The organism is Rhodococcus sp. R1101, assembly GCF_000278445.1.
In the GTDB taxonomy this organism is placed as follows: Bacteria; Actinomycetota; Actinomycetes; order Mycobacteriales; family Mycobacteriaceae; genus Rhodococcus; species Rhodococcus gordoniae.
The window spans coordinates 1-3583 of record NZ_AJVB01000396.1; the positions used below are offsets into that span (position 1 = coordinate 1).

Genomic DNA, 3583 nt, shown 5'->3' on the forward strand with positions numbered 1-3583 from the left:
GGGTCCTTTTGCCATCGGGCATGATGTCTCCGTCGTCGGGTTCACCGCAGGAGAAGTCCGTCGGCGCGCAGGACACGATCGGCGCGACGCCTGCTACGGACCGGGCCCGCAGACGTCCGGCCGATACGCAACACGAGGGCGATCCCATCGTCCTCGTCCACCTGCAGCATATCGGCGAAGTTCCGCTGCAACGCCTGTAGAACGTCGGAATGGTCACGGCTCAATCGCTCGAAGTCGGCTCGCGTATCGGCATACAGGAAGATCGGAGATACGGGCTGAACGGCCAAGCCGACCGCCTGGGCCGCGATCCACACACTCTCGACGGTCGCACCGGCACGGATGTAGTCCGCCCCCGAGCGCCTCTCGGTGAACACTGCGACGAGTCCCGCGCTTCCCAGCACTCGGTCGCGGGTCATCTTCCCGAGACCACCCCCGAGCCCCCACTCCCCGAGCCGGTCGAGAGCATCGTGCCGCAGTACGACCTCGAGCATGGCCGACTCCGCTGTGTCGAGTCCGAGAGAGACCACCTCGATTCCGCTTTCCGGGTGGGAGTCGCCCGGCCATCGCAGTTCGCCGATCATCTCGGTCCGGAGCGGCCTGTCCAGATACCGCACGCGATCCGACTCCGACAAGATCTCTGCGATCGCGGCGAGATCGTTGCTGCCTGTGAGGATCCGGATGCGTCCGTCGACGAGATCGGCGGCTGCGTGCATCGACTCGAGCTCGCCGTGCGTGATCGTGTGATCCTCACTGGGGAACCTGTTGGTGGCGCGGGCGAGCATCGGTCTGTAGAACGCCGCGAGTTCGTGATCCGAACCGGTTCCCAGCTCGAGCTGGGCGAGCGGAATGCCCGGCCGAGCTTCGCCAGGACCATCGACCACCGTATGCGGACCCAGAATTCCGTGGGCGGCTGCGGCTACTCGAGCATTGTGGAGGGCCGCTCCGAGCGCAACGCAACTGCCTCGGCGATACAGGTCCATCAGTACCGGCTCGGGTTCCGTGGCGAGGGCGAAGGTCAGCCGTGTGGGTTCGACGACGATCGTCCACGGCTGCGAATTTCCTCCGGACGGTGCCCGGGTCGCGGCGTCGACGACTGCAGCGACCGAATCCGACCAAGGGTTCTCGTTCGGCTGTGTCGTCTCCGGCTCCGTCGGGACCGGAAGCTGTGGCTCGGGCACGGTGAGACGAAGGTCGAGGTCGACTCGGCACCGACCGGAGGCGACGGAACCGCCGAGGACGATCCCGCGTACCGCAGTCGCGACGGTGACGCCACCGAGACCGACGTCTGCACCGAGTTGTGGCCACGCTTCCAGCGATTCCCCTACCTCGAGAAGTGAGGCTGCAAGCCGTTCGGAGATCTGCTTCGCGTCGAGCAATCTCAGTACGTACGGGACTTTGTCCCGATTCGACAGCGTTCGCAACGTCTCCGGATCGAGGTCGCCGAGCAACCCGTGAAACGGTTGCCGTTCGCCATCGAGATCGAACCGCTCGACGTCGAGCAACCCACGATCGCTGGTGTGCATCACGATGGGAATTCGTCGTCGTGCCGCGCACGTCCGGATCGACAACTTCACATCGAACGAATCGCACTCGTCGATCACCAGGTCGAGTCCTTCGAAGAAGTCCTCGACCGACTCGGACGTCACCCCCTCCGTCCACACCTCGACCGGCAGGTAAGGGTCCAGCTCTGCGATGCGCCGCGCGGCGATCACAGCCTTGTTCACCCCGAGGTCCAGGACCGAGGCGGGAATCCTGTTCAGGTTGGACAGTTCCAGGATGTCGTGGTCGGCGAGCCGCAGTACACCGCAGGCACCTTCCAACGCCAAGGTGTACGCCACAGCGTGCCCTACACTCAGCCCGACCACCCCGACTGCGGCGGATCGGAGACGTGCCTGTTCCTCCGCCGTGATCTTGTTGCGGTTACGGTCGAGCCGGAGACGGCCGAAACCGGCAGGACCGAGGACCCGGACCGCCATCCCGCGCCAGGGGTAGTAGGCCCACCGGGTGGCTTCGTCGTGGATATATTCGCCTGGCGCACCGTCGTTGTCGACGCCGGACCCGAGCGCCGCCAGACCCGCGAGCTGTTCGTCGAGTCGATCCTCGAGGGTGATTCCCCGGCCCTGCAGTCGTTCGAACTCGACCATGTCCTCGTCGCAATCCTCCGCGAGGAGAACTGCCTCGAAACGCGGTCCGCGGACGCTCACGGCACCACCCCGTTCGATTCTCTCCGATCGTCGATCCTCCGATGCGACCGTGAGAGGTTCCACCACCCCGGGATCGTGCGGGAAGACAGGAGTTTCTCGATTTCTCTGCTCCTTCTGGACGCATCGCAGCACGCGAGATCCCACAACAACATCCGTGTGCGATAACGATCATCCGGATACGGAGTGGGAGGAACGTCATCCACGACGCAAGCCTCCGCACGCCGCCACATCCCCAACGCGTTGTCCGCAGCTGTCCCGAGGAGGAACCTGGCGCCGAGCAGTTCCATGAAGTAGGTCGCCGTGCGCGCCACTCCCGCACTCAGTTCGTGACGCCGCGGAACGTCGTCGGCCACCCAACCCGTCTTGGCCTCGACGAGACCGTGGGGAATACAAGGCTCGAGGATGCGGGCGATCTCCGCCCGGGCGGCCGGATCCGTCCATTCGACGAACGGATGCGACTCGGTCACGCTCGTATACGGACCGAGCGCGCGTGATCCGCCGTGCACGGTGCCGTCGACAGCGACCGCAACGAAGAACAACGCTGTCGACGTTCCGTCGCGGATCAGGTCGTATTCGAGAGCGACTTCGACGTCGAAACGCCGGTAGGCGTCATATGCACCATCGAGGAACTGCGACCACAATCCCGGTTCACTCTCCGGTGAGGCGGCGACGAAGTGATATCCCGAGTCTTCGTCCCAGAAATGGAGCGTGTGGTGCGCGAACAGCGGTTGGGGATCCACGTCGACCTTTCCCCCCGGCGTCCCACCGAGCGCCCCCGACACGGATGCGCGCTCGGTGGCCGGGCGTTCTCAGAACACCGAGATGTACAACTCGGGTTCGCCCCGCTCCGGTATGTAGGCCACTTCCTGGTCGTATGTGCGTGAGATGGCGCCTTCTTTCTCCGCCATCTCCACTTGGCGCCATAGATCCTTGTAGGGATCCGGCGACGGACCGTCGGGCACGAAGCGGGCTGCGTACCGCTCTCCGAGCCGGACCATCGAATCTCCGATCACAAGATCGTCCGGATCATCCAGGCGATACCCGAAGACCGCGGACCACCCTGCCCGCGGATGGCAGACGAATACGGCGACGAGGTCGCGGATCTTCCGGGAACGCAACCGTTCCAGCGTGAAATCGGTCAAACTGCCCGATTCCCCGAAGACACCCGGTTCGGCGCCTGGGACCACCAGCCCACCCATGAGGCAGGGCCCCACCTTCACGACGGTGAAAGTCATCACTCCTCCCCGCGTCCCGGAACGACGATCGCGACGTACAGGTCGATTCCGAATGCGTGGGGATAGGACTCGAAATCACCGGTGAAGGCTCGGATGATCCTCCCCTCCGCTTCGGCATCCCATATCTGCCGCCACAGGTCGTCG

The 3583-nt window shown here is 64.7% G+C and carries 3 protein-coding genes and 1 pseudogene; all 4 read right to left on the minus strand.

Going from position 1 to position 3583, the window contains the following annotated elements; genetic code table 11:
* Positions 1-41: 41 nt before the first annotated feature.
* Complete coding sequence (locus tag R1101_RS0118530) at positions 42-2204, minus strand: Rv1355c family protein (RefSeq protein ID WP_016934840.1); 2163 nt, start codon at positions 2202-2204, stop codon at positions 42-44.
* Positions 2201-2944, minus strand: a complete 744-nt coding sequence (locus tag R1101_RS0118535) for a hypothetical protein (RefSeq protein ID WP_016934841.1) — start codon at positions 2942-2944, stop codon at positions 2201-2203. The genes R1101_RS0118530 and R1101_RS0118535 overlap by 4 nt, the downstream gene beginning before the upstream one ends.
* Positions 2945-3013: 69 nt before the next feature.
* Positions 3014-3439 (minus strand): hypothetical protein, encoded by a 426-nt coding sequence (locus R1101_RS0118540; protein WP_016934842.1) that lies wholly within the window; start codon positions 3437-3439, stop codon positions 3014-3016.
* A pseudogene (locus R1101_RS31100) lies at positions 3439-3583 on the minus strand (AraC family transcriptional regulator); the annotation flags it as partial. The gene R1101_RS0118540 and the pseudogene R1101_RS31100, both read right to left, overlap by 1 nt.